This window comes from Streptomyces sp. NPDC090108 (assembly GCF_044747185.1).
GTDB lineage: Bacteria > Actinomycetota > Actinomycetes > Streptomycetales > Streptomycetaceae > Streptomyces.
This window is the reverse complement of the sequence record NZ_JBIVDQ010000009.1, coordinates 348,828-374,825: the sequence shown is the minus strand read 5'-3', so window position 1 is coordinate 374,825 and position 25,998 is coordinate 348,828. Positions and strand designations below refer to the sequence as shown.

At 74.1% G+C, this 25,998-nt stretch carries 20 protein-coding genes; 7 read left to right on the top strand and 13 right to left on the bottom strand.

The features are described from left to right. Positions 1 to 291: 291 nt before the first annotated feature. The 7 genes from ACIPRD_RS29815 to ACIPRD_RS29785 all read right to left on the bottom strand — a co-directional run bounded on the left by ACIPRD_RS29815 (position 292) and on the right by ACIPRD_RS29785 (position 8,329). Positions 292 to 747 (bottom strand): SAM-dependent methyltransferase, encoded by a 456-nt coding sequence (locus tag ACIPRD_RS29815; RefSeq protein ID WP_401567526.1) that lies wholly within the window; start codon positions 745 to 747, stop codon positions 292 to 294. 335 nt (positions 748 to 1,082) lie between these two features. After that, positions 1,083 to 1,877: an MHYT domain-containing protein gene (locus ACIPRD_RS29810; protein ID WP_401567499.1), complete on the bottom strand. Its 795-nt coding sequence runs from the start codon at positions 1,875 to 1,877 to the stop codon at positions 1,083 to 1,085. A gap of 207 nt (positions 1,878 to 2,084) precedes the next feature. After that, positions 2,085 to 4,640 carry a YncE family protein gene (locus ACIPRD_RS29805; RefSeq protein ID WP_401567496.1) on the bottom strand — a complete coding sequence of 852 codons (2,556 nt, stop codon included), beginning with the start codon at positions 4,638 to 4,640 and terminating at the stop codon, positions 2,085 to 2,087. A 241-nt stretch (positions 4,641 to 4,881) separates the two neighbouring features. After that, a complete protein-coding gene (locus ACIPRD_RS29800; RefSeq protein WP_356401867.1) occupies positions 4,882 to 5,844 on the bottom strand; it encodes an MIP/aquaporin family protein in 963 nt (320 codons plus the stop codon). Positions 5,845 to 6,050: 206 nt separating this feature from the next. Then, the gene (locus ACIPRD_RS29795; protein WP_401567494.1) at positions 6,051 to 6,788 is read right to left on the bottom strand and encodes a DUF4328 domain-containing protein; all 738 of its coding nucleotides are present in this window, start codon (positions 6,786 to 6,788) and stop codon (positions 6,051 to 6,053) included. A 119-nt stretch (positions 6,789 to 6,907) separates the two neighbouring features. Continuing rightward, complete coding sequence (locus ACIPRD_RS29790; RefSeq protein ID WP_401567491.1) at positions 6,908 to 7,447, bottom strand: hypothetical protein; 540 nt, start codon at positions 7,445 to 7,447, stop codon at positions 6,908 to 6,910. Positions 7,448 to 7,642: 195 nt separating this feature from the next. After that, a complete protein-coding gene (locus ACIPRD_RS29785; RefSeq protein ID WP_356401873.1) occupies positions 7,643 to 8,329 on the bottom strand; it encodes a DUF6445 family protein in 687 nt (228 codons plus the stop codon). 259 nt (positions 8,330 to 8,588) lie between these two features. Between ACIPRD_RS29785 and ACIPRD_RS29780 the strand changes: the two genes are divergently transcribed. Continuing rightward, positions 8,589 to 9,344: a DUF4142 domain-containing protein gene (locus ACIPRD_RS29780; protein ID WP_356402428.1), complete on the top strand. Its 756-nt coding sequence runs from the start codon at positions 8,589 to 8,591 to the stop codon at positions 9,342 to 9,344. 40 nt (positions 9,345 to 9,384) lie between these two features. On the opposite strand, the gene ACIPRD_RS29775 is transcribed toward ACIPRD_RS29780, so the two are convergent. Further along, on the bottom strand, positions 9,385 to 11,031 hold the full coding sequence (locus tag ACIPRD_RS29775) for a glycoside hydrolase family 13 protein (protein WP_401567488.1): 1,647 nt from the start codon (positions 11,029 to 11,031) through the stop codon (positions 9,385 to 9,387). Positions 11,032 to 11,100: 69 nt separating this feature from the next. Beyond that, complete coding sequence (locus ACIPRD_RS29770) at positions 11,101 to 12,105, bottom strand: nucleoside hydrolase (RefSeq protein ID WP_356401878.1); 1,005 nt, start codon at positions 12,103 to 12,105, stop codon at positions 11,101 to 11,103. Positions 12,106 to 12,415: 310 nt separating this feature from the next. Here ACIPRD_RS29770 and ACIPRD_RS29765 point away from each other — a divergent pair, with 310 nt between their 5' ends. Beyond that, the gene (locus ACIPRD_RS29765) at positions 12,416 to 13,261 is read left to right on the top strand and encodes a hypothetical protein (RefSeq protein ID WP_401567486.1); all 846 of its coding nucleotides are present in this window, start codon (positions 12,416 to 12,418) and stop codon (positions 13,259 to 13,261) included. Between the two features lie 72 nt (positions 13,262 to 13,333). Here the strand turns inward: ACIPRD_RS29765 and ACIPRD_RS29760 are convergent, their stop codons facing one another. Next, positions 13,334 to 14,677 carry a helix-turn-helix domain-containing protein gene (locus ACIPRD_RS29760; RefSeq protein WP_356401882.1) on the bottom strand — a complete coding sequence of 448 codons (1,344 nt, stop codon included), beginning with the start codon at positions 14,675 to 14,677 and terminating at the stop codon, positions 13,334 to 13,336. A 625-nt stretch (positions 14,678 to 15,302) separates the two neighbouring features. On the opposite strand from ACIPRD_RS29760, the gene ACIPRD_RS29755 reads away from it, so the two are divergent. After that, positions 15,303 to 16,901, top strand: coding sequence for an LCP family protein (locus tag ACIPRD_RS29755; protein ID WP_401567483.1), 1,599 nt, complete (start codon positions 15,303 to 15,305; stop codon positions 16,899 to 16,901). Between the two features lie 114 nt (positions 16,902 to 17,015). Here the strand turns inward: ACIPRD_RS29755 and ACIPRD_RS29750 are convergent, their stop codons facing one another. Further along, the gene (locus ACIPRD_RS29750; protein ID WP_401567480.1) at positions 17,016 to 18,209 is read right to left on the bottom strand and encodes a hypothetical protein; all 1,194 of its coding nucleotides are present in this window, start codon (positions 18,207 to 18,209) and stop codon (positions 17,016 to 17,018) included. Between the two features lie 85 nt (positions 18,210 to 18,294). Beyond that, positions 18,295 to 19,476: a PP2C family protein-serine/threonine phosphatase gene (locus tag ACIPRD_RS29745; RefSeq protein ID WP_356402430.1), complete on the bottom strand. Its 1,182-nt coding sequence runs from the start codon at positions 19,474 to 19,476 to the stop codon at positions 18,295 to 18,297. Positions 19,477 to 19,791: 315 nt separating this feature from the next. Here ACIPRD_RS29745 and ACIPRD_RS29740 point away from each other — a divergent pair, with 315 nt between their 5' ends. Beyond that, complete coding sequence (locus ACIPRD_RS29740; RefSeq protein WP_356401888.1) at positions 19,792 to 20,274, top strand: hypothetical protein; 483 nt, start codon at positions 19,792 to 19,794, stop codon at positions 20,272 to 20,274. A gap of 524 nt (positions 20,275 to 20,798) precedes the next feature. Beyond that, on the top strand, positions 20,799 to 21,731 hold the full coding sequence (locus tag ACIPRD_RS29735) for a hypothetical protein (protein ID WP_401567477.1): 933 nt from the start codon (positions 20,799 to 20,801) through the stop codon (positions 21,729 to 21,731). Here the strand turns inward: ACIPRD_RS29735 and ACIPRD_RS29730 are convergent. Continuing rightward, a complete protein-coding gene (locus ACIPRD_RS29730; RefSeq protein ID WP_401567475.1) occupies positions 21,640 to 22,983 on the bottom strand; it encodes a PLP-dependent aminotransferase family protein in 1,344 nt (447 codons plus the stop codon). The two genes, ACIPRD_RS29735 and ACIPRD_RS29730, sit on opposite strands and share 92 nt — an antisense overlap. 89 nt (positions 22,984 to 23,072) lie before the next feature. On the opposite strand from ACIPRD_RS29730, the gene ACIPRD_RS29725 reads away from it, so the two are divergent. Both ACIPRD_RS29725 and ACIPRD_RS29720 read left to right on the top strand, forming a co-directional pair. Beyond that, the gene (locus ACIPRD_RS29725; protein WP_401567472.1) at positions 23,073 to 23,864 is read left to right on the top strand and encodes an alpha/beta fold hydrolase; all 792 of its coding nucleotides are present in this window, start codon (positions 23,073 to 23,075) and stop codon (positions 23,862 to 23,864) included. A gap of 109 nt (positions 23,865 to 23,973) precedes the next feature. Continuing rightward, a complete protein-coding gene (locus tag ACIPRD_RS29720; protein WP_356401897.1) occupies positions 23,974 to 25,917 on the top strand; it encodes an FUSC family protein in 1,944 nt (647 codons plus the stop codon). Positions 25,918 to 25,998 lie beyond the last annotated feature (81 nt).

Below are 25,998 nucleotides of genomic sequence, written 5' to 3'. Positions count from 1 at the left end.
GGATCTTCCCGGCGGCTCCTAATCGGGCCGCACAGTTCCGATGGAAATACATTCGGGCATACCGAATGACATCCCGATCGGGAGATCGTGCTGGTGGTTGGGGTGCTGCTCCACAGAACCGTACGGCTCCGGGGCAGACAGAGAACATTACGGATCCGCCGGAGCTGCGTCAACCCCCGCTGTCAAGATTTTTTCTCCGCACGTGCGTGCCCGCCTCCGCGTACCCGCCCTCGCGCGCGTGCGGGTACGCGGGCGCGGGCACGCGGAGGAGAAGGTCAGGTCAGGGACAGGTCAGTAGTAGTGGCGCATGAGCTCGGTGGCCCAGGCCGGCTGGCTCGTGGGTCCCTGGGGTCCGAACTCGTCCATGTAGGGCTTGATGTCGAGGACAGGGGTGCCGTCGACGGCGTCGAGTCCCTCCACGCGGATGTCGAGGCCGTCGACCCCGATCAGCCTGCAGCGGGAGACGCCGATGCGGTTGGGGCGGTTCTTGCCGCGCTGGGCGAAGATGCCCACCAGGGGCCAGTCGGTGTTGCCGCGCGGGTGCCGGGCACCGGTCTCGATCTTCGCGACGGGGACCTGGTCGAAGTGGTAGACGACCTCCAGGTGGGAGAAGGCGTCCAGGCCGGCCAGCGCTTCGGGCGTGTAGCGGGTGCCGTCCAGGCGGATCACGGCCGGGACCTTGCCCCAGTCGTCGTCACGGATCTCCTCCCGGCCACCGGCCACCCGGCCCACCGGGCGGGAGATCACCTCGGCCGGAGCGTCGTTCTCCGAACCGTCCGAACCCTCGGGACGCTCGGGGTTCTCCAGGGTCTCCGGTATCTCCGGGGTCTCCGGGGTCTCCGGGGTCTCCGGGGTCTCCGACATCTGCCGTGCCGCCTTTCGTAGCGGGAGGCCACTGCGGGTTCTCCGCGCCGGCCTCCGGGTTCCTGTCACGCGGCGCCCGAGCGTACTGCGGAGATCCGCGCCGGGGGAGGCCCTCTTCTTCGTGCGCATACGCGGATCGCGCCGAGGCGGGCTCGGCGCGATCGTGTGGCCGGCGGGACCGGCGGGTGGGCCGGCCTGACGTCGGCCGGGGCGGGCGGTCAGACGCCGGCGGTCTCGCGGACGGACCTGCGGGCCTGCTTCCTGTTCCAGTCGCCCTGGCCGAGGACGACCTCCGGGTCGAACATGACGATCACGCCGGCGAGCAGCAGGACCGTCATCGGACCCGCGAGCATGATCAGGAGCAGGGACAGCTGCCCGGTGTCGGCGGACGGGGCGGAGTTGCCGGAGACGAGGCTGACGGTGACGGCGGACATGCCCGTGTAGTGCATGAGGGAGACCGCGCCGCCCATGACGAGGCTCGCGCCGAGGGTCGCCCAGACGGCGCTGATCGACACGGCGGCCCAGAGCGCGGCCGTCGCGGCGACGACCGCGATGACGACGGAGAGGAGAACGGTCGTCAGGTCGTAGTGCACGGTTCCGCCGGTCTGCAGGGCGGCCATGCCGAGGTAGTGCATCGCGGCGACGCCCAGGCCCGTGAAGGTGCCCGCGACGCCGAGGTTGAGCGGGCCGGCGCCCCGGAAGCCGACCAGGAACACTCCGACGGCCACCACGGCGATGGCGACCAGGAGGCTCAGGAGGGTCATCAAGGTGTCGTAGCCGACGAGTGCGCCCTGGACGCTGAAGCCGATCATGGCGATGAAGTGCATGGTCCAGATGCCGCAGCCGATGGACACCGCGCCCAGCGTCAGCCAGGCGATGCCGCGTTCGCCGCGCGCGTTCCTGAGGGACCGGGTCGTGCAGCGCAGGCCCAGCGCGGCGCCGAGGGTCGCCATCAGGTAGGCGGCGATCGGCGTGATCATGCCGTAGTGGAATTCGGACACGGTGGCGTTCATCGCTCACACCCTTCTCGCTGAAGAACGGTGAAAACGCGCCATGCGGCTGAATATTTCCACTGTTTGGACGCATTGTATGCACACTTCCCTCACGTTCCGCCAGGGTGTTCCGGGCAGCAAAACGCCTGGCCAGGACACCGATGAAGGTGCTCTGGCCAGGCGTTGCGGCACCAGGTCCGCGGGCTGCCGCGGACCGGCCCGGAGGGGTCAGGTCCTGACGGTGAAGTAGAGCCAGCCGCTCCACGTGCTCGGGTTGCTGGTGTCCTTCGTGCTGTGCTCGTACTCGGTGCGTACCCGGAACTTCTGGTTGACCGCGTTGGTGAGGGTCAGCCGCGCCGCCGCGGCGCTCTTCGCGTCGAGCGTGATGCAGCTGGAGGTGGTGAGGGTGTGCCAGGCCCCGCTGTAGTACTGCTGGAGCTGGAAGTGCGTGCACTGCCCGGACTTGGCCGGGGCCACGGTGGCGGTCACCACGGGCTTCACGGTGTGGTGGTAGACGCGGTAGGTGGTCCCGCTGTACGTGGTGCTCGTGTAGTAACCGCTCAGCGTCTGCGTGACCTTGGCCTGGCCGGTCACGGCGCGCGTGGCCGAGGCGGGGGCGTAGCGGTAGTCGCCCGCGAAGGACGCGGTGAACGTCGTGTTGCGGGTGAGCTTGTACGGGGCGGAGAAGTTGCCCTTGCTGTCGACCGTGCCGGTCTTCACGAGGGTCTTGGCGCCGCCGGCCGGCTGGGCGTAGACCGAGACGGTGCGGCCGTTGTACGTCGTTCCCAGGTGGGCGGTGACGGTGGCCGTCGCGCCGTAGGCGTACGTCGAGGCGTTGGTGGTGACGGACACGGTGGTGGCGGTGCGCGACACCTGCACGAGCGCGGAGGCGGTGGCCGCCTCGTGCTCGGCGTCGCCCGCGTAGGCGACGGTGTAGGTGTCGGCGCCCCCGACGGACGGCTTGTCCTTGACCGTGATCGTGCCGTCGGTCGCGACGGGGGCGGTCCACTTCGCGGGCGTCGTCGTGTGCGCCGCGTCCGTGCGGGTCACGGTGACCGTCTCGCCGCTCCGGTAGGGGCCGTCGCCCAGCTTGCCGGTGAAGCTCAGGTCCTTGTCGCGCGTGGCGGTCGCGGGGGCCTTGAGCGTCAGGGCCGGGGTGTACGGGGAGACCGTGAGGGCCTCGTCGGACTCCGTCGGCAGGTGCGTGGTGTCGCCGGCGTACGACAGGCGGTAGGTGACCATTCCGGAGACACCGGGGTCGTCGTGGACCGAGTAGGTGCCCGTGGCCGGGTCGACCGGGACCGGCGGCAGCTGGGTGGTCTCCTGGGTCCCGTCGACGATCCGGGACACCTGGAGCTTCGCGCCCTCCGGGAAGCCGCCGCGGGTGAGGTCGGTCGTCATCACGCCGGTGAAGGTCACCGCGTGCGGCTTGGCCGAGCCGTACCCGGGGTGCTCGATCGAGGTCGCGAGCCGGCTCACGCCGATCGTCAGCGAGGCGGTGGCGGGACGGTGCGTGGCGTCGCCCGCGTACTCCACCTGGTAGGTGTACGTGCCCTCGTCCTGGAGGGTGTCGCTGACGCCGAACGAGCCGTCCGCGCCGATCTTGGCGTCCGGCAGCCCGGTGCCGTCGCGGGTGACCTTCAGCGGGGCGCCCGCGGGCAGGGTGCCGTCACCGCCCACCGTGCCGGTGAAGGTGAACTGCTGGGTGGGGACCGCCTGGCGCGACGGCTGGTTCAGGGAGAGCTCGGTGTCGGTGAGCTTGGTGCCGTCCAGCACGGCGAGGCCGTAGGTCCCGTGGTCCTCGGTGACGGCGTAGAGGGTGAGGCCGTCGCCGCCCCAGGCCAGGCCGTCCTGGGCCACGGTGCCGCTGTCGAGGACACGGTGGTTCTCCGCGTACCGGCCGGATTCGGCGTAGGTGTAGACCCCGGCTCCGGTGCCCGACCTGGCGGCCAGGGCGATCGTGCCGTCGGTGTCGACGGCGACGGCGTCCGGATCGGAGGCGACGCCGCCGGTGAAGTACGCGGGATGACCGGCAGGAGAGAGGTCCGACGTGCGGAACGCGTACACGGCGGCCCCCTGCGGGACCAGGACGCTCCTGCCGTCGGCGGTGAGCCGGAGCGGTCCCGTGGCGCCGCCCCCGAGTGCCATGTCGGTCATCGGGACCGGCGTTCCGGAGGAGAGGTCGTAGGTGGCCACGTGGACCATGGAGGACAGGTCCTCGTCGGCCGCCAGGACTCCGCCGGCCGTGGTGAAGCGGGGGGCGTGCGACCAGTGCGACATGTCGGGCCGCGGGGTCGCCGCCGGGTCCCCGGCGGACGGGTCGACCGAGCCGATGGCTCCCTTGCCGTCGGCCGAGTAGCCGTACCAGACCTGGCCGGCGGCCACGGCGACGGAGACCGGGGCGCTCCCGGAGCCGGTGGCGAAGCGGGTGGACTCGGTGAGCGTCGACGTGTCGACGGCGGAGACCGCGTCACCGTCCGTCAGGGCCGCGTAGAGCGTGCGGCCGTCGGCGGACAGCGCCAGGCCGTCGGCGCCCTGCTCGCCCTCGATGGTGGTGACAGGGGCGCCGGCCAGGTCGGTCACCAGGATGCCGGTGGTGCCGGTGCCCTGGCTGAAGAAGAGGTGCTGATGCGCGGCGTCGACCACCATGTGGGCGTAGTGGGACAGCGGCAGCGCGGTGGTGCCGTCGGCCGCGGCGGCGGACCCGGTGAGGCCCGCCGTGGCGGTGGTCAGCCCGGCGACGACCGATATCGCCGCCGTGAGCGAGACCTTGGGGAGGCGCATGGAGCTCCTGGGGATGAGGGTGAGCGAGCAGTCGGACGATATCGCTCACCCCTGACACCCCCGCGCTCACCACCTGCCACCCACCGGCCCTGCCCGGCCGATGTCTTGAGCAGCCGTCACCCCTCGCAGCCCGCGCACCCCTCGCGCACCGGAGCCGCCCGCGCCGCCCCTTTCCGGGGCCCTGCGCGGGCGGCTCCGAGACACGGCGGTGCGTGCGGCCGGCTGGTGCGGGCGGTGGGTGCTACACGTTCTTCTGGTCCGGGTCGACCGTCCGCATCGGCCGGGCTCCCCGGCCCGGTTCGGGGAGTTCGCCCAGTTCGGCGCGGACCTGGAGGACGTCGCCGATCAGGATGTCGTAGATCAGGATGCCGAGGACTCCGCCGATCAGCGGGCCGACGATCGGGACCCACCAGAAGTCGTGGAACGAGCCCGCGGAATCACCTGGGAAGGCCAGACTTCCCCAGCCGGCCACCCAGGTGAAGAGCCGGGGGCCGAAGTCGCGGGCGGGGTTGATGGCGTAGCCCGCGTTGGCGCCGAAGGACATGCCGATCGCGGCGACGATGAAACCGACCACCAGGGGACCGAGGTTGGACTTCACGGCCTGGTTGCGCAGGTCGAGGACGGCGACGACCAGCATGACGAGGAAGGCGGCGCCGACGATCTGGTCGATCAGCGGGCCCCAGAAGCCGCCGTGGAAGTAGGGGGCCGGGAAGGTGGCGAAGATGGAGAAGGTGGAGAGCGTATGGCCGTCCACCTTGGGCCCCTTGACGGTGCTGTCGAAGGTGTCGATCGCGTTGTGGTAGACGAGATACACCAGCGCGGCTCCCGCGAAGGCGCCCGTGACCTGGGAGAACCAGAAGGGCAGCACCTTCAGCCAGGGGAAGCCCCGGCGCACGGCCATGGCCAGTGTGACGGCGGGGTTCAGATGCGCGCCGCTGATGCCGCCGGCCACGTAGATGCCGAAGGTGACGGCGAAGGCCCAGCCCCAGGCGACGAGCAGCCAGTCACCGGCGGCGAGGAAGACCGTCGTGGTGGTGGCGGCACGGCCCGAGCCGGGGAGCGCGGCGACCGCCATCGCGACCACGCCGCACCCGAAGGAGATCAGGACGAAGGTCCCGAGGAACTCCGCCATGCACTCGCCCACCAGACCGCCCCGGTGCCTGAACCGGGACGGTTTGACGATCGGATGGATTTCGACAGCCATGCAGGCCCCCTTGATGAGGCGCGAAACGGCCAACATCCTCATCTTGTCCCACAAACACCTCACCCGCAGGGTGGTGACCGCCCTCCGGGTGACGCCCCCGGCTGCTCCCCGGCTGCTCCCCGGCGGCCCTCGGCCTCCTGGGCCACCCTCGGCCGTCCGGTCCGCCCCCGGCCGTCCCCCGGCCGCTCCCCGTTGCCGCCGGTCCGTCAGGAACCGCTTGCCGGCACGCGCACGGCGTCCGGCCCTTCAGCGTCGGCCGGGGCCGGGCACCGGCCGACGGCGATCCGCTCCGTCTGCACGGCCGTGACGGCCCGTACGGCGAAGGCACCCGCGACGGCCGCCCCGATGACGGCGGCGTCGGAACACAGCAGGGGCACGATCTCCGAGTAGGCGCGGGCGATGGCCGCGTCGGTGGAGCCGTCGCGGAGCAGCCCGAGGCCCCGGGTCGTCCCCGCGAGCAGCCAGAACGCCCACCACACGTTGACCGACACGGGCAGCTTCCGGCCCGGGACGGTGCTGCGGTAGGCGTCGACGACGATGCCGCGCGGGATCCACAGGTTGGCGATCGGCAGGATCCACCCCAGGTAGACCCAGACGCCCCCGTACCGCGGCGGCTCCCCCGAGACGATCCGCGCGTTGTCCCGCACCCGCCACACCCACGCCAGGAAGAAGAACGCGCAGAGCGCGACGACCCCCTGCGCGACCGAGGTGACGAGGTGGTACGAGTCCTCCAGCGCGGTGAGCGGCCGGTGCACGCCGCCTTCCTGGACCGGCGGCCCCGAGGCCGGCTCCCCCGCCGCCGCGAGCCGTACCTCCCACACTCCCTGCACCGCCCACGCGACCGCCGCGAGCAGCAGCGTCCCCGCCGTGAGCCGTCCGGACACCCGTATGGGCAGCAGAGCGAGCTGCTGCCGGACGGGTCCCTCCCCTGTCTGTTCTGTCATGCCCACATCCTGGCGGGCGGCGACGGGCCGGGACCAGGCCTGTCTCCCCCTGTCTTTCCCGTGGGAAAGACAGGGGGAGACAGGAGGCCGGACGGCCGGTCAGGTCACCGGACTGCCGGTCAGGTCACCGGGCGCTCGGGCTGGGGCGTGGCCGGATCCGGCCGGACGGTGCCGGGGTCGGAGTGCGGCGACGCGGGTCCCGGCCGGGGCGCGTCGGCCCGCGCGTGGGCCGTGGGACCGTTCGGGTGGTACGACGCCAGGGACCAGATCACGAAGAAGTCGATGCCGACCATGATCAGGGACCAGATGGGGTTGTACGGCAGGAACATGATGTGGGCGATCATGCTCAGCGAGGCCAGCACGATGCCGGTCACCCTCGCCCAGGCCATGCCCTTCAGGACTCCGGCGCCCGTGATGGCCACCACGATGCCGAGGCCGATGAGGATCCAGCCCCAGCCGGTGAGGTCCACCTTGTAGATGTAGTCGCCGAAGCGGCGGTACACGTCGTCGGCCGCGATCGCGGAGATGCCCTGGAGGATCGCGAGGATGCCGTCCATCAGCATCAGCACGCCCGCGAAGACCGTGCCTCCCGCTGCCCATCCGGAGTGCCGTACGGGGGACGGGTCCGGGGCCGCCGGATGCGTCTGCTGCTGGGTCATGGCCGCACCTCCGCCGTGGTCGCCCCGAGCAGTTCTTACCTACGACGATCGGGCTCACCCGCCGGAGTGACCATGGATGCTGCTCCAAACGGGTGAACGACGGTGAGGCCGGGCCGGTACGGCGGGGAGGCCGGGCCGGTGCGGCGCGGCACGGACCTCACCGTCGGCCTGGGGCGTCCGGAGCAGCCGGGCGGGTCACGCCATCCAGAAGAAGACCGCCGTCATCCGCTTCTCCTCCAGCGAGCGGCCGGAGTAGCCCGTCGCGCTGTGCACGAGGTTGGCGTTGTAGAGGAGCAGGCGGTTGTACTTGTGGGGGACGCGGACGTCCTCCTCGAAGGCGTCGGGGGCGACGAAACGGGTGCCCAGCGCCTCGACGAGGTTGTTGTGCGGGGCCTGGACCACGTTGCCGCCGAGCCGTCCGCCGGGCAGGGACTGGCGGTAGAAGCTGGTGCCGCAGTCCTTCGGCACGTGCGGGTTGAGGTACAGCACGGCCGCGTACCGGCACAGCGCGCGGGAGTCGGTGTGCGGGCGCGGCTCGCTCTCGCCCTCGCCGACGACCTGGACGCAGTTGTGGTTGAGGGTGCCGCCGCCGGGCGCCCGCTGCACCCACAGCTCCTTCGCCCCGGTCGCCTTGCGCACCAGCCGCTCCACGCGGTCCAGCTCGCCCGGTTCGAGACCCGGCATGGCCCGCAGTCCCGGCCAGGTCTCGGACGTGTACGGGTACCCCTGGACCCAGTCGTCCTTGGCCAGACAGCGCTCCCGTACGGCGTCGATGTCCGGCAGCGCGTCGTCCAGGACCCAGTAGTCACGGCCCTTGGTGGGCTTGCGGTACGGCAGGACGGGGAGTGCGGCGGGCATTTCCGTCCGTGGCTGTGGGGGCATGCGGCGAATCTAGGACCGGGCCTGTCCTGCCTTCTCCCGGGTAATGGTCAACCTTTCACCAACTCATTGGGCCCGCCGGGCCGGTGACACGGGCGGCGGTTCCGGGGCCGTACGGTCGGGATCCGAAAGTTTTACCCGGAACCGTCGATACGAATCGGCTCCGCGTCCGTACTGCTGTGCGTCCGAACCGCTCTTGGGCGGGATCCACGTGGCAGGAGGCACGGTGCGCTTTTCGCGGAACGCGACGGGAACGCTCTTCGTGGGCGGTGCGATGGCCCTCACCCTCGCGGCGCTCGCCTACCCGGGCATGCTCGGTCTGGACACCGTGTCCGCCTCGCAGACACGTCTGGTCGCCAACACCCAGTGGGGTCCGCTCACCGAGCAGGACCGTGACTTCGTGGTGAAGGTGCGGGCGGCCGGCCTGTGGGAGTACCCGGTCGGGCAGATCGGTCTGCGCAAGGGCACCAACAAGGGTGTCCTGGAGGCCAGCCGGCACCTGATCGACGGCCACGCCGCGCTCGACACGACCTGCCGCAAGGTCGCTCCGATGCTCAACATCACGCTGCCCAACCTGCCCAGCCCCCAGCAGCAGGGCTTCGTGAAGACGCTCACGGCGGACAGCGGCGCGAAGTTCGACTCCGACTTCGCCAACATCCTGCGGATGACGCACGGCGCGATCTTCAACACGATCTCGAAGATCCGCTCCACGACCAAGAACTCCCTGGTCCGCGCGCTCGCCGACCAGGCCAACGACACCGTGCTCGACCACATGACGGTGATGGAGAAGACCGGCCTGGTCGACTTCGACCAGACCATCTTCCAGCAGACCACCCCGCCGAAGCTGCCGACCGACGACCTGACCCCGCCGCCCCCGGTGCCGGGCCAGCCGGAAGTGATCCTCACCCCGCCGCCGAACCCCACGTCCAGCCCGGTGGACATCAGCGGCCTCACGGGGGCCGCGCCGCCGGTCCCGGGCGCCGGCGCGGCCCCCGGGCCCAGCCCGACGGCGGGCTGACCGCGGGGCGGGCGCCGGCCGGCTCCGGGTCCGGGCGGCGCTATGCCAGCCACACCGTCGTGTCCGGCGGCAGGATCCCCGCGTCCGCCAACGGCGCCGAGGCGAGCAGCAGTTCGCCCGCGGGCAGCGCCACCGGCTCCTCGCCGAGGTTCGTCACGCAGCGCCAGCCCCGGCCGCGGGCGAAGTCGAGGACGCCGGGCGGCGCGCCGGTCATCCAGGTCAGCGTCTCGCCGTCGAGCAGTTTGCGGCGCAGCCGCAGCGCGGTGCGGTACAGCTCCAGGGTCGAGCCCTCCACGCCCGTCTGGGCCGCGACGGCGTACGCGGCGAAGGACTCCGGCTGCGGCAGCCACGAGGCGCCCGGCCCGAAGCCGTACGACGGTCCCTCCGGCGTCCAGGGCAGTGGCACCCGGCAGCCGTCCCTGCCCTTCTGGGCGTGGCCCGTCTGCGTCCAGATCGGGTCCTGGAGCACCTCCTCCGGCAGGTCGGCCACCTCGGGCAGGCCCAGTTCCTCGCCCTGGTAGAGGTACGCGGAACCGGGCAGGGCGAGCATCAGCGCCGTCGCCGCCCTGGCCCGGCGCAGGCCCGCCGCGCGGTCGACCGCGGGCTCGGTGCCGCCGGACAGCAGCCAGGCCCCGGGATCGGTGCCGGGCGGGAGCGTCAGGCGGGAGGCGTGGCGTACGACGTCGTGGTTGGACAGCACCCAGGTGGCCGAGGCGCCCGCGGCGTGCGCGGTGGCGAGTGAGCCGGTGATGACCCGGCGCAGCTCGTCCGCGTCCCAGCGGGCGGCCAGATACTCGAAGTTGAAGGCCTGGCCGAGTTCGTCGGGGCGGGCGTACAGGGCGCGGCGGGCGTCCGGGACCCAGGCCTCGGCGACGGCGGTGCGGGGCGGGTCGTAGGCGTCGAAGATCCGGCGCCAGTCCCGGTAGATCTCGTGGACCGCGTCCCGGTCCCAGTAGGGGTGGCTGCCCGGCGGCACGAGCAGCAGGGCGTCCTCCCCGGTGGCGCCGAGTCCGCCCACGTCCCGGAGCGGCTCGGCGAGGTCCTTGGACAGCCCGTGGGCGACATCGATCCGGAAGCCGTCGACCCCCCGGTCGGACCAGAAGCGCAGGGTGGTGCGGAAGTCGGCGCGGACCTCCTCGTCGTCCCAGTCGAGGTCGGGCTGCTCGGGGGCGAAGAGGTGCAGGTACCACTCGCCGTCGGGGACCCGCTGCCAGGCACTGCCGCCGAACACCGACTGCCAGTCGGTGGGCGGGAGTTCACCGCAGGCGCCGCGGCCGGGGCGGAACACGTAGCGGTCCCGGGCGGCCGAGCCCGGACCGGCGCGCAGGGCCTCCTGGAACCAGGGGTGCAGGTGCGAGGTGTGGTTGGGGACGATGTCGGCGACGACCTTCAGGCCGAGCCGGTGGGCCTCGGCGACCAGGGCGTCGAAGTCGTCCAGGGTGCCGAGCCGCGGGTCGACGTCCCGGTGGTCGGCGACGTCGTAGCCGCCGTCCGCGAGTTCCGAGGGGTAGAAGGGGCTGAGCCACAGGGCGTCGACACCCAGGGTGGCCAGATGGTTCAGGTGCTCGGTGACGCCCTTGAGGTCACCGAGCCCGTCACCGTCGGCATCGGCGAAACTGCGCGGATAGACCTGGTAGATGACGGCCTGCCGCCACCAGTCGGGGTTCCTGGACGAGAGGTCTGCCATGCGGGGCTCCGTTCGGACGGGACGCCGGAGGATCGACAGTAGGGAGCCTGTCCATAGTGCCCCGGAACCTCACATCGACCCGGGACCTCGCCCGCCGGGGAGCCGTCCGCGCTCCACCGTCCGCAGGTAGAGACCGACGTAGCGGTCCACGTCGACGTCCAGTCCCACGTCCACCAGCGCGGTGTCGCGGCCCTCGCCGTGGATCTCCGCCTCGCCGTGGCGGGGGCGCAGGTCGACGACCGTCTGGCCGCGGGCGGGGCCGGGCGCGAGGCAGACCTCGACCGGGAGGAGGCGGGTGGTGAGACCGGCCGGATCGGCGACCGCGCAGACCGCTCCGGCGTCGCCGAGCCCGCCCGTCTCCTCGGCCTCGGGGTCGCCACCCGGTGCGGCGGGCCGGTGGGCGAGGAGTTCGCCGGCCAGCCGTGCCCCCGGCTCGGCGCTCGTGCGCAGCCGGTGCACGTCGGCGCCGGGGACGACGACCCGGGTGAAGACGTCGAGTCCGTACATCGTGATCGGCACCCCGGCGGTGAGCAGGACGGCCGCGGCCTCCGGGTCGTGCCAGACGTTGAACTCCGCGACCGGCGTGGCGTTCCCGGTACCGACCGCGCCGCCCATGAACACGATCCGCTCGATGTTCGCGGTCACCTCGGGGTGGGTGCGCAGCAGGAGGGCGATGTTGGTGAGCGGGGCGGTGGGGATCAGGGTCACCGGGCGCGGCGAGGCGAGGATCTCGCGGCGCAGCAGGGTCACCGCGTCCACGTCCGCGGGACGGCGGGAGGGCGCGGGCAGGCCCAGGTCGCCCATGCCGTCGGCGCCGTGCACATGCTGGGCGGAGCGGGCCGGCTCGATCAGCGGGCGTTCGGCGCCCCGGGCCACCGGCACCTCGGGGGCGCCCGCCTGTTCCAGCACGGTCAGCGTGTTGCGCACCACGCCGTCGACGTCCGTGTTCCCGGCCACGCAGGTCACCGCCCGCAGGTCGAGACCGGGGTGGCGTACGGCGAACAGCAGGGCCAGGGCGTCGTCGACGCCGGTGTCGCAGTCGATGATCACGGGGACGGCGGGCTGGTCGGTCACGGCGGGCTCCTTCCCTCCCGGCCGACCCTAGATCAGAACCGCGACGGCGGTGCGGGAACCGGCGCGGGCGCGGGCCGCGGCGCGGGCGGACTCCCGGTGGGGGCGGACTCGCACGGGCGGACGCCGGTGGGGGCGGACGCCGGTGGGGGCGGCCCCCACAGGGCGAGCCGGTACGGGCGGACCCCCGGTGGGGCCGGGCCGCTGCGGGGGGGGCCTCACCCGGACGGACCGGCGCGCTGGTGGGCGGCGGCGGGCGGTGTTGCCGTGGGAGCAGGCATCCCCCACCCGCAGGTCCGCCCAGGAGGCCCCGATGACCGCTGCCATACGCACCCGCGGCCCCCGGGTCGCCGCCCTCGCCGCGGCCCTGCTCACCCTCACGGGCTGCGCGACCCTCGGTCTGCAGACCCCGCCCACCGCCTCGCAGCCCCTGCCCACGGTCGAGAAGCCGACGCCGAGCCGGAAGGAGCCGACGCGGGGCGACGGGTCCACGCTGACCGACGCGCAGGCCCAGGCCGCGCTGCTCACCGAGACCGACCTCGGCGCGCCCTGGGCCGCCACCCGGGGGGCGGCCACCTGGCGGGACGGGATGCTGAAGGCGACCACCGGGGCCGGGGACTGCCAGCCGCTGCTCGACGCCCTCTACTCCGACGAGCTCCTCGGTGCCCCCGCCCGGGTGGCCGTCGGCCTCGACGACCCCGACACCGACGCCCAGCTCCGCTACCAGATCGGCGCGCGCCGCCCGGCCGACGTGAACAGCAGGCTGGACTGGCTGCGGACGATGCCGGCCAAGTGCGCGCGGTTCACGGCGACCACGCAGGACGGGGCGACCGAGGACGTGCAGGTCACCGACGCCCCGCTGCCGGAGGTCGGCGACGTCCGCCAGGGCCTGCGCGTGACCGTGGCCGTCGTCTCGGCCCCCACGCCCTCCCCCGACGCCACCGACGGAACGGGGACGGACACGGGGACGCGGGGGGAGGGAGAGGGGGAGGGGGCCGTGCTCACGCTGGAGGTGGCCGCCGTCCGCGTCGGCGAGGACGCCTTCGCCCTCACCAACGGCGGCCTCGGGGACGTACCGAACGACGCGACCCAGGCCGCGGTCCAGATCGGCGCCCTGCGCCTGGCGGACGTACGACGGCAGGGCCGGGCCCAGGTCTGACGGCCCGGCCGGCGGGGCCGCCGGCGCGGACCCGGTGGCGCGGACCCGGTGACCCGCCGGGCCGGACCCGGGTCACAGCGGCGGCTGGGCCGGGGCCGGGCCCAGGGTGGTCGTGCCCGGGGCCGTGCGGTGGCCGAGGCCGGTGCGGTAGGCGTCGAGGGCCGCCTCCGTGCGGCCGGTGCGGCGCAGCAGGTCGCCGAGGAGGCGGCAGAGGTCGGCCAGGTCGCCGGCCGCACCCGCGCGTTCCAGGAGGCTGAGGGCGCGGACGTAGTGCTCCTCGGCGGACTCGGTGTCGCGGGCGTCCTCGGCGATGATGCCGAGGAGGCGGTGCGCGGCGGCGGCGTGCACGGCGCCGCGTTCGGAGGAGAAGTCGCCGAGGACCCCGTCCAGCAGCCCGGCGGCCTCCTCCGACTTGCCGCGCCGGTGCAGGACGTCGGCCAGCTCGACGGTGACCTGGCTGCGGTAGAGGGCCGCACGGGTCTCCGCGAGCATGGTGTGCGCAAGGCGCAACTCCTGCTCCGCGCGCTCCAGTTCGCCGTCCTGGGCGTAGACGTAGCCGCGCATCCAGTGGCAGTTGGCGAGTTCGGTGCGCAGGCTCAGCTGGCGGTACAGCTCGGCCGCCTTGGCGAGGGAGGCGTCGGCCTCGGCGACCCGGCCCTCGGCGAGCAGGGTGCGGGCGACCGACCGGTGCATCCGGGCGATCAGCACGGGGTCGGCGGCCCGCGGGGCGAGCGCGAGCGCGAACTCGGCCGCCTGGGCGGCGCGGGCGTGGGCCCCCATGTCCATGTAGGGCCCGATGACGCTGGCGTACAGGAGCAGCAGGGCGTCGGGGTCGTGCAGGCCGCCGCGGTTCAGCTCGTCGAGCGTGGACTCCAGGAGGTAGACGGCGTAGCGGAGTTCACCGGCGAGGTAGTGGGCGACGGCCCGCCCGCGCACGGCCGGCACCCTGACCGGCAGCGACTGTCCGGCCAGTTGTTCCTCGGCGCTCTCGAAGTACTCGTGCGCGCTGCCCAGTTCACCGGTCTCCAGCGCGCTCTCGCCGAGCCCGAGCAGCGCGGTGGCGCGCTCGGGGCCGAGTCCGTGCTCCTCCGCCTCGGCCAGCAGCCCCGCGTACTGTGCGGCGGCCTCCTCCGCGCGGCCGTCGGCGAGGGCGCGCTGCGCCTCCGTGAGCCGCAGCCGCAGATCGGTGGCCAGATGCGCGGGCCGGCCGACCGCGAGCTCCTCGAAGGCCACGCCGAGACGGCCCGCGATGTGCCGGAGCGCCTCGTCGGAGGGCCTGACCCGGCCGGCCTCCAGGGTGGAGATGTAGGCGGGACTGTAGGCGGGCTCGGCCAGCTGCCGCTGGGTCATCCCGCGCTCGGTGCGCAGCCGCTGCACACGCCGTCCCACGACCTCTGGCTCGTCCCGTTCGCGCATGCTCCGCCCGTCCCCAACTCGGCTTGGCCCTCTTGCCGTTCACGGCCCGCAGCCCCTAGGTTAAACGGCGGGTTAAGCATGCTTGATACGCCGCTGTCATTGCGAGGTCGCCGTGCTCGGACGTACTTCCGCTCACCCCGGACGCCCAGGCACCCTTTCCCCGTTCCGGCTTTCCGCGGGCGTCAGGACACCCGTGGCCCGGGGTGTGGCGGCCGCCGTCATCGCCGTGGGGACCCTGATCGCGGCCTCGGCCGCGGTTCCCGCCCGGGCGTCGGACACCCCCGCGCCCCCGCCGGCGGCCCGGCACGCCCCGCGCTGACGGCCGCCCCGGCGCTCCCCCTGCTCCCGCGCCGCCCTCGGCGCCGCCCGCGGCACCGGCGCTCAGGAAGGACGCGTACTCTCTGACACAACTTGGGCCAGGAGTCGTTCGCCGTCTCAGCGGACGAGGCCGGTCGACCGGTCGTACGAGAGTGAACCGTCCGCCGTCACGGCGCGTCCAAGACTTACGCGTTCAGAGTGAACCGTCCCGTCCGTGCGAGCCGTGGCGTGCCGCCCGGCCACCGGAACGGGATGCCTTTCGGGGCCGGGCCAGGGGCCACAGGCCAGGGGTGGGGAGAGCACGGAGATGACGGACAGCAGCGTGCACACGGAGGCGGCCGTGACGCCGGCCACCGGGCCGGAGGGGCAGGGGAAGGACAAGGGCGAGGACGGCCGGGGCCGCGGCCCGCGGCAGAGATCGTCCCGCCGCGCCGGCCGGATACTCAGGTGGTCCGCGGCGAGCCTGGCGGTCCTGGTCCTCGGCACCGCCGGCGCGGGCTACTTCTACTACGAGCACCTCAACCACAACATCAAGAAGGCCCGGCTGAACCTCGGCGACTCCGCCGCCCCCGAGGCCGCGCCGAACGCCGCCGGCCAGACGCCGCTGAACATCCTGCTGATCGGTTCGGACAGCCGGAACACCGCGCGGAACCTCAAGCTCGGCGGCTCGCGCGACGACGTGGGCCGGCCGCCCCTGGCAGACGTGCAGATGCTGGTGCACCTGTCGGCCGACCGCACCAACATGTCCGTGGTCAGCCTGCCCCGCGACACCATGATCCCGATCCCCAAGTGCACCGACCCGAAGAACGGGCACGTGTACGACGCGCTCCCGCTGGCCATGGCGAACCGCTCGCTGGAGCGCGGCGGTCCGGGCTGCACCGTCGCGGCCTGGACGGAACTGACCCATCACCAGGTACACATCGACCACTTCATGATGGTCGACTTCTCCGGCGTGGTCGACATGGCCGACGCCATCGGCGGTGTCCCGGTGTGCGTCGACCAGAACGTCTGGTCGCGCCACGGCTCGGGCCTGAAGCTGCGCAAGGGCGAGACCCGGGTCACCGGCGTCCAGGCCCTGCAGTGGCTGCGCACCCGCTACGGCTTCGAGGACGGCACCGACATCGGCCGCACCCACGCCCAGCACATGTACATGAACTCGATGGCCCGCGAGCTGCGCAAGAACGCGCGGATCGACAAGCCCGCCCAGATGCGGGCGCTCGCCGAGGCCGCCACCAAGGCGCTCACGGTCGACGACGGCCTCGGCACCATCAAGAAGCTGTACGACCTCATGGGCGAGATGCAGAAGGTGCCCACCGAGCGGATCACCACGACCACGCTGCCCGTCGTGGAATGGCCGCAGGACCCCGACCGCCGGATCCCCGCCCCCGGCGACGCCGAACAGGTGCTCTCGATGATCATCGACGACGCCCCGATGGACGGACGCGCGTCCACGCCCAAGCCGGCGCAGCAGCCGCAGGACCCGTCGCAGGACACCGCGGCCGCGCAGGCCGACATCGCGGTGCAGGTGCGCAACGGCACCGGGTCCGCCACCCTCGCCCAGGTCCCCGGGCGGGCCGGCGCGGTCGTCCAGGTCCTCCAGGGCAAGGGCTTCACCAGGGCCGTGCAGGACGGCACCGCCGCCTCCGGGGCCGACACCTCCGTCCAGTTCCCGAGCGCCGACCTGGAGGGGGACGCGCAGGCGGTGGCCGAGGCGCTCGGCATCCCGTCGGGCCGCGTCCACCAGTCGACCGGTGTCTCGGGCGTCACCCTGACCGTCGGCGCCGACTGGCGCACCGGCGACGCCTACCCGAAGACCGTCACCCCGGACCGGCCCCCGGCCAGCGCGGCGGTGCAGCACGGCGACGAGGTGGGCTGCATGAAGGTCCAGAAGGGATACACCTGGTAGCCCCGGACGGGCCGGGCAGGGGGGCGGCCCGGCGGTTCCGCCGCCGGTCCCACCTGCCCGCCCGCCTGACGGCCGGGTGAGCGGGCGGACCCGGCGGGCGGCCGTCGAGAGAGGTCAGCGCGCCTGGAGCTGCCGCAGCTGCCGCTGGACGTTCTCCAGCGCGCCCTCCCGGCGGCCGGGCACACGCTGCCTCAGCTCCGCCAGTTCGGGTCCGAGTTCGCGGGCCCGCGCCAGGTCGCCGATCCGGCCCCACTGGTGGTGCGCCCGGTCGGCGGCCGCCTCCACGGCCGGGGCGTCGATGGGCTGCCCCGCCGCGAGCCGCACCCCGGCGATCCGCAGCCACGCCCGGCAGCTGCCCACCGTGTCCCCGGCGAACATCGCCAGGTCCGCGCGTACTTCGGCCCAGTGCAGCGCCTCGTCGGAGGCGGGGCCGTACGCCCGTACGACGCTGTGCTCGTACCGCGCGGCGATCCCGTCGGCCTCGCCGTGCCGCCCGGACCGGACGGCGGCGCTGATCGCGGCGTGCGGATCCATGGCACCGGCGGGCTCGGCGGGCACCGGCCCGCCGTACACGCCACCGGGCTCGGCCGGCCCGCCCTGCGGGGCCGGGCCGCCCTGCGCGGGATGCGGGCGAGGCCGTTCCGGCGCGTACGGCGGCCTCGGCGCGTAGCCCCCGGGGCCGGCCAGCAGCATGTCCCGGCCCGCCGCGCCCTGGTCGGCGATCCGCGCGAGCGCCTGCTCGTGCAGCCGGTCGAGCGGCGGCCGGTGACCGCTGCGCAGCAGCGTCGCCACGGCCTTCATGTACGACGGCTCGGCCGGCGCCCGGCGGACGGAGGGCGGCGGGGCGATGCGGCCGTAGACGGCCGCGGTGCGTCCGCAGTCCAGGGGCCGCTCGGCCAGTTGCCGCCAGGTCTCCGCGTCCGCGTGCAGGTCGACGAGGAGCGCGGTGTCCGCGGCGGAGCGCAGGCGCAGTTCTTCCCTGATCCAGTGCCAGGGCAGCGCGGTGTAGCGGACGCTGGCCGGTGTGGTGCGGGCGAGCGCCAGATGGGGCAGCCGCTGGCGGCGGTCCAGGTGCAGCTGGCCGGTGAGATAGACGGTGAGCGGTCCGGACGCGGCGGCGGCCGCGCGGAGCCGGGTCAGCACGGCCTGCGGGTCGAGCGGGTCCGCGAGTTCGACCACGTTCGCGGTGGTGGTGCCCGCCAGTATTCCGGGGGCCACGGCCGCCAGGACGGGCAGCACGCCGGCCGCGTCCACCAGCCGTCCCCGGCCCAGTGGCGAGGCCGCGAGCAGCAGCACGGTTCCGGGCATCGTCCCTCCCCCTGTGGATCGCCGTACAGCCCCGCGCGGGTCCTGCACGTCAGCACCGTAGCCGCTGACGCCGCGAAGACGTGCCTCAGACCTGCGAACGCCCTCGTACGGGGTCCCTCCCGGCCAGGCGCCGGACGGCGAACACCGTGGTGTCGTCGCCGAGGTGGCCCCGGCTGTGCCGCACCACGCCGTCGCGGACCCGGCGCACCAGGCGCCTGGGCTCGGCCCGGCGCGGGTCGGCCGCGACCACCCGGGCGATCTCGCGGGCCAGCGGGTAGAACTCCCCTTCGCGGTCGCGGGCCTCGGTCACCCCGTCGGTCACCATCAGCAGCGTCTCGTCGAGGCCCAGGCGCACCCGCCGCACCGGCGGCCGGACCCCGGTGAGGTCGCCGAGTCCGATGGGCAGTCCGTCGCCGCAGGGCAGCGCGCGCACGCCCCGCGGGCCGACGGCGAGCGGGGGCTCGTGACCGAAGTTGACGAGCTCGACCGCCTCCGGGTCGTCCTCGGGGAAGCCGAGCAGCACGGCGGTGGCGAACCGGTCGCCGGCCTCACCGGTGTCCCCGGCGCCGTCGTCGTCACCGGTCTGGCCGGCGAGTGCGGAGACGTGGGCGTGGTTGCGGTGCATGCGCACCTCCAGCCGTTCGGCGACGGTCGCCAGGTCGGGCTCGTGGTAGGCCGCCTCGCGGAAGGTGCCGAGGAGCGCCGCGGCCGTCGCCACCGCGCCCAGCCCCTTGCCCTGCACGTCACCGACGAGGACGCGGGTGCCGTGCGGGCCGGGCTGGATGTCGTAGAAGTCGCCGCCCACGCGGGCGTCGCTGTCGGCGGCCAGATAGACCCCCGCGTGCTCCAGACCGCCCCAGTCGGGCGGCAGGGGGCGCAGCACGGTACGGCGGGTGGTCTCGGCGATGTCCTGCATGTGCAGGCTCTGCCGCTCCTGGCGCACGCGGGCCGCCGCGGCGAGCACGGCCAGCGCCCCGCCGACCGCGACCAGCGCGAAGTCGGTGGTGCCGGCCCGGTACTGGTCGGGGTAGGCGGTGTCCACGCCGACGTAGGTGATCAGCGACAGGAGGGCGAACACGGCCGTCGTCCACACGCCGCAGAGCGCGGCGGCGATGCCGGGCACCAGGACGATCCAGGAGACGATCCGGAAGTCCTCGCCCGTCTCGAAGTCCACCAGCACGATGGCCGCGAGCAGCAGGAGGGGCGGCACCCAGGCCACGCTGTGGCCGCGCACCCGCAACACCTGCCGCCGACGCCGGTACTCCATCTGTGTCACGCCGGGCAGCCCTCCATGCCTCTCAGCGAAACACGCGGGCGCGCGGGCCGCATCCGGGCCCGGCCGCCCGGGTCACGGAATCGCCGGCCGCAGCCGGGGGCGCCGGGTCCCGGCCGTCGCCGGGCCGCAGCCGGGGTCGCCCGGGACCGGCCGAGTTGCCGGGCCGCAGCCGGGGTCGCCCGGGTCCGGCCGAGTTGCCGGGCCGCCACCCCAGGTGTGCCCTGGAAGGCGGGGGCGACGGGACGAGCGGTCCCCGACGGAACGAGCAGTTCACAGGGGGCACGCAGGATCGAGAGGAGTGCTCTCATGGCTCATGCGGCACCCGCACCCGGCGGCACCCCCCGCACCGGCCGCGCACCCGGCGCCGCCGGCGCGGTCCCGGCCCTCACCCGGCGCCCGCCCGACGTCTTCGACGCACGCACCCACCGGCTCGGCCGGATCGTGGTGCCGGTCCTGCTCGCGCTGGTCTACGGCTACTGGGCGGCGTCCAACCGCCGCAGCGGCGGCCCCATCACCGGCTGGAACGTGCTGTTCGGGTTCGTCACCGCGATCGTGTTCGCCGTCGCGCTCATCGCACTGCTGACCGCGATCCCGCACGTGCGGCGCGAGGCGCACGCGCTGATGTGGGCGGTGTTCGTGGGCTGCGCGTTCGGCTTCCTCTACAGCCAGACCGGCGACTCGATGTACCGCGCGGTGGGCATCTCGCTGCTGATCGCCGCGGCCACCTTCGTCGTCTTCTTCTACCGCTTCTACACCCGCGAGGACTCGGCGGGACGACGAGTCCACTAGGGGGCGCTCGGCGGGACGACGAGCACCCCAGAGGGAGCGGCGGGACGACGAGTGCACCAGGGGGCGCGGCGGGACGACGAGTCCGCCAGGAGCCCCCAGGAGGTGCCGGCGCCCTGTCGGCGCGTCCTGCGGGCGCAGCCACCCGACCCGCGCGTGGGCCCCGGCCACCTGGCCGGGGCCCACGCACTCCCCTGTGTTTCCCTCCTCGCCGGCCGCCGGGCTCGCTCCACCCGCCCGGCGGCGTCCCGGCCCGCTCCGGGAACGCGGACCGCGCGACAGGGCCGGTCGCCGCTGCGGCCGCGAACCGCGGGCCCGAGGGGACGCATGGGGACATCGGGGGAAGCGTGGACGGGACCGCCGCTCCCGCCGCTTCCCCAGCACCAGGAAACACCCGTTCGGGTGAACCCTCCACCGGAGACCGGAATCCCCGGATCCGCCGGAGGGAGCGGCCGTCCGGCCCGGCCTCTCGCCCGAACGCACGCACCCCGCTCGCGCGCGCGGGCCCGGGACCGTTGCCTGGAAGGGTGTCCCCCCGATCCCGGAGCATCGTGTCGGCCGCGCTGATCGCGCTGGCCTGCCTGCTCGTGCCGTTCGGCGCACTCGCGGCCTGGGGTGCGTACACGCTCACGGACACCGGCCGCTACGTCGACACGCTGGCCCCGCTGGCCGCCGACCCGGACGTGCGGGAGGCCGTCGCGGAGACGGTCGGGGACGACATCCTGCGCCAGGTGGACCAGCACATGGACGTCCGCCCCGTGCGCGGCTCCGTGGCCCCCTTCGTGCACGACGCGGTGCGCTCCTTCACCCAGACCCGCGCCTTCCGGATGGCCTGGGACACCGGCAACCGGATCACGCACGACGCGGTGCTGCGCGCCCTGCGCGAGGAGGACGGGGACGAGAACGCGGCCAGGGGCCCCGTGACCGTCGACCTCGCGCCCGTCACCGCCCAGGTCAAGCGGCAGCTCACCGAGGACCATGTGCCGCTCGCCGCCCGCATACCCGTGGAGCACACCGCGGTGTCGGTGCTCTCGGCGGGCGAACTGCACCATCTCCGGAAGGGGTTCCACGTGCTCGAAGTCGCCGGATTCTGGCTGCCGGTCGCGGCCGTCGCGTTCGCCGCCGCCGGGATCGCCCTCGCCGTGCACCGCCGCCGCGCCGTCGTGGCCACCGCCCTGGGCGCCGCGCTCGGCGGCGGGCTGCTGGCCCTCGCGCTCACCATCGGCCGCAGCCTCACCCTCACCGACCTGCCCTCCGGCATCCCCCACCCGGCCGCGGGCGCGGTCTACGACGCCCTGACCGGCACCCTGCGCACCGCGGCCTGGCTCCTGCTCGGTCTCGGCCTCACGGTCGCGCTGGTCACCTGGCTCACCCGGCGGCTGCGCCCCGCGCGACGTCCGCGAGGTCCCGCAGCGCCCGCACCAGCACCGGCTCCGTCACCGAGCCGAGCCCGAGCCTGACCGCGTCGGGGGTGCGGCCGGGGCCGGCCGGGAAGGCGGTGCCCGGGGTGACGGCGATGCCGCGGGCCCGCGCCGCCGCCGTGAAGGTGTCGGCCCTCCAGGGCGCGGGCAGCCGCCACCAGACGAAGCAGGAGGCGGGGGCGGAGCTGAGGTCGAAGCCGTCCAGCTCCCGCGCGGCCAGCAGCTGCCGCCGCCGCGCGTCGCGCCGCTTGGCCCCGGCCAGCCGGTCCACGGTCCCGTCCCCGATCCACCGTACGGCCGCCTCCAGCGCGAAGGCGCCCGCGCTCCAGCCGCCGGACCGCACGGCCCGCCCCACCGCCTCGGTCCGGGCGGCCGGTACGACGGCGAACCCGGCCGTGAGCCCCGGCGCCACCCGCTTGGACAGCCCGTCGACGACATGGACGAGGCCGGGCGCGAGCGCGGCGAGCGGCGGTTCGTCGCCCGTGTGCAGGAAGGACCAGACGCGGTCCTCCACGACCGGTGTCCCCAGGGTGTGGACGACCTCGGCCAGCTCGGCGCGCCGGGCGGTGTCCATGGTCAGCGAGGTCGGATTGTGCAGGGTCGGCTGGAGGTACAGCGCGGACAGGGGAGCGGCGCGGTGGGCGGCGGCGACCGCGCCGGGGAGCGGTCCGCGTTCGTCGTGGGCGAGCGGGACGAGGACGGCACCGAGGCGCGCCGCGATCTCTTTGACCAGCGGATACGTCAGCTCCTCGACCCCGATCCGGCCGCCGGGCCGGACCAGGGAGGCGAGCGTGGCGGCGACGGCCTGACGGGCGTTCCCGGCGAACAGGATCCCGTCGGGGGAGGGCCGCCACCCGCCGGTGGCCAGCAGCCCCGCGACCGCCTCCCGGGCGGCGGCGGTCCCGGCGGCGGGCGCGGGCCGGTGCAGCCCCTCGGCCAGCGCGTCCGGCCGCAGCAGGGACGCGAGGGCCGGGGCGAGCAGCTCCGACTGGCCCTCCACCGCCGGGTAGTTCAGCTCCAGGTTCACGGGCGGGGCGTCGGCGGCCGCCTCCGCGAGGGTGTGCCCCGGCTGCGCGTCCGGCTCGGTGGCCCGTACGAACGTCCCGCGGCCCGTCTCGCCCACCACCAGCCCCCGGCGCGCGAGTTCGCCGTACACCCGTTCCGCGGTCGAGGCCGCCATCCCGTTGCGGCGCGCGAACGCCCGCTGGGGCGGCAGCCGTTGTCCCGGGCGGAGCCGGCCGGCGGCGATGTCGGCGGCGATCCGGTCGGCGACCAGCCGGAAGTCCGTCACAAGTACCCCTTTTCGCATGGCGACTTGGATTGCACCGAGGGCAAAGATTTCATTGCACCGAGAAGCCGGCGAACCCTAGGGTCGGCCACATGCCCCCCTTCCTCTCCTATGCCGACAAAGGCCCCGTATCGGGGCGCCTCCCGCTGGTGCTCGTCCACGGCCACCCCTTCGACCGCACGATGTGGGACCCGCAGATCGCGGAGTTCTCCGCCGGCCGCCGGGTGATCGCCCCCGACCTGCGCGGTTACGGCGCCTCCCCGGTGACGCCCGGCACCGTCCGGCTCTCCCGGCACGCCCGGGACATCGGGGAGCTGCTGGACTTCCTCGGCGTGGACGGCTTCGTGCTCGCCGGGCTGTCCATGGGCGGCCAGATCGCCATGGAGGCCGGCGACCTCCTCGGCGACCGCGTCCGGGGCCTGGTCCTCGCGGACACCTTCGCCGACCCCGAGACCCCCGAGGGGCGGCGTGCCCGCGGCGCCATGGCCGACCGGCTGCTCGCCGAGGGCATGCGCGGCTACGCGGACGAGGTCCTGGAGAAGATGGTCGCCCCCTGCGCCGACCCCCGCGTCAAGGCCCATGTGCACCGCATGATGACGGCCACCTCCCCGCAGGGCGCCGCCGCGTCCCTGCGCGGCCGCGCCGAACGCCCCGACTACCGTCCCGTGCTGGCCCGCTTCACCGCACCGGCCCTCGTCGTGGCCGGCGCCGACGACACCTTCACCCCGGTGTCCGACGCCGAGGCGATGCACGCGGTCCTCCCGGACTCCCGTCTGCGTGTCGTGGAGAAGGCGGCGCACCTGCCGAACCTGGAACGGCCGGAGGAGTTCAACAGGGAGCTCGCCCTGTTCCTGGAGTCGCTGGAGACACGGGAACCGGTCTAGGGGCGGGGAGACGCTCCCCAGGGGGTGTCTCCCCGATCTTCGTGGATCAGGCCGCGACGTCCGGTGCGGTGCCCCGGCGCGCCCGGACCGGCCCGACGATAATGGGGCCATGTCCCGCGAGTTCCCCGTCGGTCTCACCCCTCCCGACTGGCTGGTGCGGAACCTCCGCCCCCAGCAGGCACCCGTGAACTGGGCCGCGGCCGTCCGGGCCGCCATCGCCATGGCCCTGCCGCTGGCGATCGGCTTCGCGACCGGACACCCCGCCTACGGCGCGCTCGCCTCCATGGGCGCCCTGAACGGCGTGATCGGCGACACCGCCGACGCCTACCGGATGCGCGTCATCTTCATCGCCATCCCCCAGCTGGTCGGCGCCGTCGGCGTCATCCTCGGCACGCTGTCCTACGGCCAGGGCTGGTACGCCGTCGGCATCGTCACCGCCGTCGCCCTCGTCTCCGGGATGATCTCCACGATCGGCGCGGTGGCCTCGGTGTCGGGGCTGCTGCTCCTGCTCAACTGTGTCGTGGGCGCGGGCCTGCCGCTGCCCCACCCCTGGTGGGTGGCTCCGGTGCTGATGACCGGCGGCGGCCTGCTCGTGCTGTTCCTGGCCCTGCTGGGCTGGCCGCTCAGGGCGGGCGTACCGGAGCGGTCCTCGGTCGCCGCCGCGTACCGCGAAGCGGCCGATCTGCTGGCGGCCTGCGGCAGCCCGGACCGGTACATCAGCAAGCGCTTCGACGTCACCCGCGCGCTGAACCAGTCGTACGACCTCATCCTGTCCCACCGCGCCCGCCACCACGGCCGCAGCCAGGAACTGACCCGGCTGCTGGCCCAGTTGAACGCGATCACACCGGTCGTCGAGGCCGCGCCCGCCGTCCACCTGACCGGCCGGCCGCTCCCGCCGGGGGTCGCCGAGGCGCTGCGCCGCATGGCCGACGCCGTCGAGACCGGCCGTACCGGGCATCTGGAGCTGCCGGACCTGCCCCTGCCCGTCACCGAGACCTCCCGGGCCGTGGACCACGCACTGCGGCACGCCGCCGACGTCGTCACCGCGCCCGACGTCGACCCGCGCGGCATCGACGACCGTCTGGGCCGGCCCGCCGGACTCGGTGTCCGCACCGCCCTCGCCGCCCGCAACGTCATGCTGTCCGCGAACTCCTGGCGCTACGGCCTGCGCCTGGCCCTGTGCATCGCGCTCGCCCAGTCCCTGGTCTCGCTGATCCCCGTACCCCGTTCCTACTGGGTCGCCCTGACCATCACCTTCGTCCTCAAACCCGACTTCGGCTCGGTCTTCTCCCGGGCCCTGCTGCGCGCGCTCGGCACGGTCGTGGGGCTGGTGCTCGCGGCGGCCGTCCTGGCGAATGTGCCGATCGGCTGGTGGGACGTGCCCACGATGGCGCTCCTCGCCCCGCTCGTCCCCGTGCTCACCCCGCGTGGTTACGGCTACCAGACCGCGGCGATCACCCCGGTGATCCTCCTCGTCTCCGACATCCTCAACCACCAGGGCACCGGCCTGCTGCTGCCCCGCCTGCTGGACTCGCTGATGGGCTGCGCGATCGCCCTGGTCGCCGGCTACCTCCTCTGGCCGGAGAGCTGGCGCACCCGGGTCGGGGACCGGCTGGCGGACGCGGTGGCGGACACGGCGGCTTACGTCGAGGCGGCGTTCGGCCCGGACACCGACCCTGCGGCCCGCGCCCGGATGCGCCGGCGCCTCTACCGCGATCTGTCCGTCATCCGCACGGAGTTCCAGCGGGCCCTGACCGAACCCCCGCCCACCGGCCGCCGGGCCGCCGCGTGGTGGCCGCTGGTCGTGGCGGTGGAACGCATCGTCGACGCGACGACGGCGGCCCGTGTCCGCGTCCGCCACGGTGCCGCGCCCCCGTCCTCGGCCGAGGTGCACCATCTGGCCCGCCAGCTCGGTGAACTGGCGGAGGGTGTACGGCGGGCCGACACCCTCACCGCGATCCCGACGACCCATCTGACCGGCCCCGCCGGCAGCGTCCTCGAACCCCTGCGCCAGGAAGTGGCCACCGCCCGGGCCATCGCGACACCGCACTGACCCGTCACGGAGCGGCCGAAACCCCGGCCCGGGGCCGCTAACCTTACGTGTCCGTCCTGGCCAGGGATCGACGGCATCAAC